Below are 5840 nucleotides of genomic sequence, written 5' to 3'. Positions count from 1 at the left end.
AATATTAATAGGTGAAAAACAACAATTTATACGAAAAGAGCCTTTATAATTCACAAATTATCAATATATTCTGAAATAAATAAGAGAATTATTCGGTTATAATTAAATAAAGAGAAAGCGTTTTCATTTTATAAAAAAGGGGAAAGGGTGCTGAAAATGAACTATTTAGAAATAAAGAAGAAGCTGGAGGCTGCAAAGCAAGAACTGGAGATCAAAATGCAGAATCAGGCTGCATCAGAGAGTGAAAAGGAAACCCTGCAGAAAAGGATTGAGAACTACGAGTATATGATTGAATTGACGGATATGAATCACTTTGAAAGAGGGAATATAATCAGTTAGAGGCTGGCATGGCAGCCTTCTTTTTTTTTCGCAGACTAATGGGCAGTAAGATCCCCACTGATTGAAGTTTCACTTTATATAAAAAAAAGATTTGACAAGAGATGAACATGGGAGTAATTTATATTTATTAATTTCATAGTAAACCTTTTTGCTGAATCATTTGAGCGGGGGAACCAATTTTGATAAACCTTGTTTATCTTGGGGTGAATCTTAGCATATTAAGGCTAAGAAGGGATACTCTCAATCCCTAATCCGACAGCTAACTCCGTAAGCCAAATCGAGAGAAGGGTTAATGGAAACCATTGGCCATTCTTTATTAAGAGTGGTTTTTTTGTGTTCATTTTTAAAAAAAGAAGGGAATTTCTTCAATGAAAAAACAGTATGCTGTATTTGGTTTAGGCCGCTTTGGCGGCAGTCTTGTAAAAGAATTCCATGAATTGGGCGTGCAAGTGCTTGCGATTGATGTGGATCAGGAGAAAGTGAATCAATATGCACAGTTTGTGACATATGCCGTTCAAATCAATGGCATTGATGAAGAGGCCATAAAACAGACGGGAATCAAAAATATCGATCATGCATTTGTGTCCTTTGGTGAAAACATTGAATCCAGCATATTGACATCATTGCTGTTAAAAGAATTGGGTATCCCAAAGGTGTGGGCGAAGGCACATAATGAGTATCATGCCCGAGTGCTCGAAAAAATTGGCGTTGATCGCGTGATTCATCCGGAACGGGATATGGCAAAGCGGATTGCTCACCATATTGTTTCAGAAAAGATGATTGATTATATTGAGCTGTCTGAAGATTACAGTATGGTGGAGATGGTGGCCACAAATAAAATTGCCAACAAATCTCTATCAGAATTGAATATACGGGCTAAGTATGGCTGTAATATCGTGGGGATTCAGCGCGGGAAGGAAATAATCGTTACTCCGCCTGCTGAAGAAGTCATTTTAAAGGGAGACGTCCTAATTGTAATGGGACACAATAAAGGGATTGGCAGGTTTGAAAGACACGGCGTATAAGGTGCCGATAAGTATACCTAAACAAGGGGTCTGCATTTTATGAGGAGATTGAGTCAATCCTATTGCTGGATTAAAATGAATCCGGCACAGTTGCTTTCAGTTGGTTTCTTAATCTTAATTGGTATCGGCACACTGCTGCTGATGCTTCCTTTCGCTACAAAAGACAGACATCATTTATCTTTTATGGATGCATTTTTCGAGGCGACTTCCGCTGTATGTGTAACCGGACTGGTGGTTGTGGATACTCAAACCACGTTTACTGTATTTGGACAGATTGTATTAATGGTCCTTATACAGGTTGGCGGTCTTGGTTTTATGACAATTGGGGTTCTCATTGCCATCATGCTTGGAAAAAACATTGGGTTGAAAGGCAGGCTGATGATCCAGGAATCTTTAAATCAGCTTTCAATCCAAGGAATGGTCAGGCTGGTCAAATTCGTTGCCGGCTTTACGATCATTGCTGAATCGATCGGAGCAATAATTCTTGCCATCCGCTGGTCGTCTGATTTCGGATACCCACGTTCAATATATTATGGCATTTTTCATTCAGTTTCTGCCTTTAATAATGCGGGGTTCGATATAATGGGCCAATTCAGGAGCGTTACTGAATATGCCGGCGATTTTACGGTCATTATGACGCTCAGCACCCTGCTGATAATCGGGGGAATTGGCTATTTTGTTGTTCTTGATGTGAAAAGAAGCAGGAGTGTTAAGAAACTCTCTTTGCATACAAAATTGGTCCTTCTGATGACTCTGGTTCTAAATTTTCTGGGTTCAGTATTTATCTTTGCGCTGGAATTTAATAACCCCGGGACACTTGCCGATTTGCCTTTAAAAGACAAACTGCTGGGAGCATACTTTCATGGTGTAGTACCGAGAACCGCTGGCTTTAATTCATTGAATACTGGTGAATTAACACTGGGTTCACAGCTGGTAACAATGCTGCTCATGTTCATTGGAGGGGGATCCGGCGGTACTGCAGGCGGCATTAAAGTGACTACCTTTGTCTTGATTTTCCTTGCAGTCCGGGCGCTGATAAAGGAAGAAGATGAAGTAAGCCTGATGGGAAGGCGAATTCCTAAGGATCTGATTGTCAGGGCCTTTACGATAACCGTCTATTCAATAGGATTTATTTTCTTTATCTTATTTATTTTATCCATAACTGAAAATGCTCCATTGAACGTCCTTTTATTCGAAGTAATTTCGGCTTTTGGCACGGTAGGGATGTCGATGGGGCTGACACCCGAATTAAGTGCAACAGGTAAAGGGATCATTGCATTTATGATGTTTGCAGGCAGAGTAGGGCCGATCACAATCGCTTTTGCACTTGCCCGAAGAAAAGGAAAGGCCAAATACAAATATGCTGAAGAGAAAATCATGATTGGCTAGTGCGGGATAGAGTGTGACACTCTATCCTGTGCAGGAAGTCGAATAGCGAGCAGCAGGAAGAAAGTGGTCAACCCGATTTGCTTATGAGACTTTATTAAAAATTGTTGGAAATGAAGCAATAGGGACGACAGAAGGGCAGCAGATTCGATATAATTATGAAAAACCAAAAGGAAGTTTGATCAGATGAAACTCATCAACAAACTATTCTCAAAGCAAAAAACATCTTCTATTGAATTTTGCCAGCGGAATCTGGATGAATTTTTAAAAGAAGATAGTTTAACTGAATTTAATCAATTCCTGAGCCAGAAGAATATTATTTATAAAGAATACGAATGCCAGAGCAAATGTAAAGAATGCAGGCTATCCCCCTATGCTGTAGTGGACGGAAAACTGATAGCAGCAGAGAATTCCGATGAATTATTAATAAAACTGAAAGAAGAAGTACAGAAATAAAAGGAATCGGAGCAATCCGGTTCCTTTTTTCATACAATATTCAAATAATGGTTTGAATAAGGTCACAGACGAGGTATAATTTATTCAAACGAATGTTTGAATAATGAGGAGAGAATAAAATTGGGCTCTAAAGATACATGCGATATTTACTGCTTTGACGAAGAAAAAGTGAACCGCATTCAGGGGGAAATGGTAAAGGAAGATCTATCAGGGGCTGCCCAATTATTTAAGGCTCTTGCTGATGAGAACAGGGCAAAGATTTCATATGCACTGACCCGGGATGAAGAGCTGTGTGTCTGTGATATTGCCAATATCATTGGCGCAACAGTGGCAACGGCATCCCATCATTTGCGGACATTGCATAAGCAGGGAATTGTTAAGTTCCGGAAAGAAGGGAAATTGGCATTCTATTCATTGGATGATGATCATATCAGGCAATTAATGATGATTGCACTTGCACACAGAAATGAGGTGAAAGCCAATGTCTGAACAAGCTGGAATTGCGGAGAAAGAGACGGTAACCTACCGTGTTCAGGGCTTTTCCTGAGCAGGCTGTGCCAAGACGTTCGAAGAGAACGTGAAACGCCTGGATGGCGTTATAGATGCGAATGTGAATTTTGGAGCTTCCAAGATAACTGTCACAGGGAAGGCTTCAATGAAGGCGGTCGAAAAAGCCGGAGCCTTTGAAAATCTTAAACTGCGTGCAGAGAATGAAAAAACGGTCGAGCGAGAGTCATTCTGGAAGCAGAAATCTAATTATAAAGTGTATTTAGCAGCGCTTATTCTTACTGTGAGCTGGTTTTTAAGCGAACAGTATGGAGAGGATCACCTATATCCGATCGCAGGGTATGCAGCAGCAATTATCATAGGCGGCTATACTTTATTCCTGAAAGGCTTCAAAAACCTTGCAAGATTGAATTTTGACATGAGCACCCTTATGACGATCGCCATTATTGGAGCAGCGGTCATTGGCGAGTGGGGAGAAGGAGCGATGGTTGTCATCCTTTTCGCCATCAGTGAAGTCCTTGAGCGCTTCTCAATGGAAAAAGCGAGACAATCCATTGAATCACTGATGGACATTGCCCCTAAAGAAGCATTGATCAAACGGGATAATGAAGAAATGCGGATTCATGTGGATGATATTCAAATTGGTGACATCATGATTGTAAAGCCTGGAGAAAAATTGGCCATGGATGGCGTGGTCGTGAAAGGAACCTCTTCACTGAACCAGGCAGCGATTACCGGAGAAAGCGTGCCTGCCGTTAAGACTGCAGGTGATGAGGTTTTTGCCGGTACACTAAATGAAGAGGGACTGCTTGAAGTAAAAGTCACGAAGCATGCTGAAGATACAACCATCGCCAAAATCATCCATTTAGTGGAAGAGGCTCAGGCTGAAAAAGCGCCTTCCCAGCAGTTTGTCGATAAGTTTGCCAGGTATTATACGCCTGCCATTATTGTCTTAGCCTTTTTAATAGCAGTGGTTCCTCCGCTGTTTGGCGGGGATTGGAGCGAATGGATCTACCAGGGGCTGGCTGCACTGGTTGTCGGCTGTCCGTGTTCTCTAGTCGTGTCTACACCGGTAGCCGTCGTTACGGCCATCGGAAACGCGGCAAGAAATGGTGTCCTGATTAAAGGCGGCATCCACCTTGAGGAAACAGGGGCGCTCAAATCGATTGCATTTGATAAAACAGGCACATTAACAAAAGGTGTTCCTGCCGTTACAGACATCATCACTATTAATGGTGGTGAAAGACAGCTTCTTCAAATCATGGCTGCCATTGAGAAAGGGTCACAGCATCCCCTTGCTTCTGCAATCATGAAAAAAGCAGAAGGAATTGGCGCTGATTTTACCGGGCTGGACATAGAGGATTTCATCTCTATTACCGGAAAGGGAGTAAAAGCCGCAGTGAATGGTGTCCTCTATTATGCCGGAAGCCCCAATCTATTTGAAGAGCTTCATAACGGCATGGAAAGCACGATTCAAAAGCAAATAGCAGAACTGCAGATCCAGGGTAAAACCGTAATGATCCTGGGGACAGCAAGCGAAATCCTCTTATTAATAGCTGTTGCAGATGAAATACGGGAGCATTCGAAAACGGTCATCAGCAAGCTGAATGATATGGGAATTAAAACGGTAATGCTGACAGGCGACAATCACAGAACGGCTTTGGAGATCGGAAAGCAGGCCGGCGTTTCCGAGATAAAAGCGGATTTGCTGCCGCAGGATAAACTGGCTGTTATTAAAGAGCTTCGTGCCGGCCATCAAAGTGTGGCAATGGTCGGGGATGGCGTCAATGATGCACCTGCACTTGCTGCTGCGTCTGTTGGGGTAGCCATGGGCGGTGCCGGAACCGATACTGCACTCGAAACAGCGGATATTGCGCTAATGTCTGATGACTTGAGCAAATTGCCTTATACGATTAAACTCAGCCAAAAAGCGTTAGGGATTATAAAACAAAACATTACGTTCTCACTCGGAATCAAGGCGCTGGCTTTATTGCTGGTGGTTCCAGGCTGGCTGACTTTATGGATTGCCATTTTCGCGGACATGGGAGCAACCCTGCTGGTCACCTTGAATAGCCTGCGGCTTCTCAAAATAAAGTGAAACTTCAATCAGTGGGGGTTTCACTGATT

At 42.3% G+C, this 5840-nt stretch carries 6 protein-coding genes and 1 riboswitch; all 6 genes read left to right on the top strand.

All coding sequences use genetic code 11. The features are described from left to right. Positions 1 to 156: 156 nt before the first annotated feature. Entirely contained in the window at positions 157 to 339 is a 183-nt protein-coding gene (locus CHI10_RS16275; protein ID WP_095245278.1) for a DUF3896 family protein, read from the top strand. Positions 340 to 478: 139 nt separating this feature from the next. Next, a riboswitch (cyclic di-AMP (ydaO/yuaA leader) is annotated at positions 479 to 628 on the top strand. A gap of 79 nt (positions 629 to 707) precedes the next feature. Continuing rightward, a complete protein-coding gene (locus CHI10_RS16270) occupies positions 708 to 1364 on the top strand; it encodes a potassium channel family protein (RefSeq protein WP_095245277.1) in 657 nt (218 codons plus the stop codon). Between the two features lie 39 nt (positions 1365 to 1403). Then, entirely contained in the window at positions 1404 to 2753 is a 1350-nt protein-coding gene (locus CHI10_RS16265; RefSeq protein WP_095245276.1) for a TrkH family potassium uptake protein, read from the top strand. Positions 2754 to 2936: 183 nt separating this feature from the next. After that, positions 2937 to 3206, top strand: a complete 270-nt coding sequence (locus tag CHI10_RS16260; RefSeq protein WP_095245275.1) for a DUF1450 domain-containing protein — start codon at positions 2937 to 2939, stop codon at positions 3204 to 3206. A 120-nt stretch (positions 3207 to 3326) separates the two neighbouring features. Then, positions 3327 to 3695, top strand: a complete 369-nt coding sequence (locus tag CHI10_RS16255) for an ArsR/SmtB family transcription factor (protein WP_095245274.1) — start codon at positions 3327 to 3329, stop codon at positions 3693 to 3695. Further along, positions 3688 to 5811, top strand: a complete 2124-nt coding sequence (locus tag CHI10_RS16250; protein WP_095245273.1) for a heavy metal translocating P-type ATPase — start codon at positions 3688 to 3690, stop codon at positions 5809 to 5811. Before CHI10_RS16255 ends, CHI10_RS16250 begins: the two co-directional genes overlap by 8 nt. Positions 5812 to 5840 lie beyond the last annotated feature (29 nt).

Origin of the sequence: Bacillus sp. 7894-2 (assembly GCF_002272225.1) — a bacterium.
Taxonomy (GTDB): Bacteria; Bacillota; Bacilli; order Bacillales; family Cytobacillaceae; genus Cytobacillus.
This window is presented reverse-complemented; position numbering and strand designations above follow the sequence as displayed.

Bases quoted from the DNA above. Each gene is read 5' to 3' on its own strand.
- CHI10_RS16275 (WP_095245278.1), top strand. From the start codon at position 157: ATGAACTATTTAGAAATAAAGAAGAAGCTGGAGGCTGCAAAGCAAGAA.
- CHI10_RS16270 (WP_095245277.1), top strand. From the start codon at position 708: ATGAAAAAACAGTATGCTGTATTTGGTTTAGGCCGCTTTGGCGGCAGT.
- CHI10_RS16265 (WP_095245276.1), top strand. From the start codon at position 1,404: ATGAGGAGATTGAGTCAATCCTATTGCTGGATTAAAATGAATCCGGCA.
- CHI10_RS16260 (WP_095245275.1), top strand. From the start codon at position 2,937: ATGAAACTCATCAACAAACTATTCTCAAAGCAAAAAACATCTTCTATT.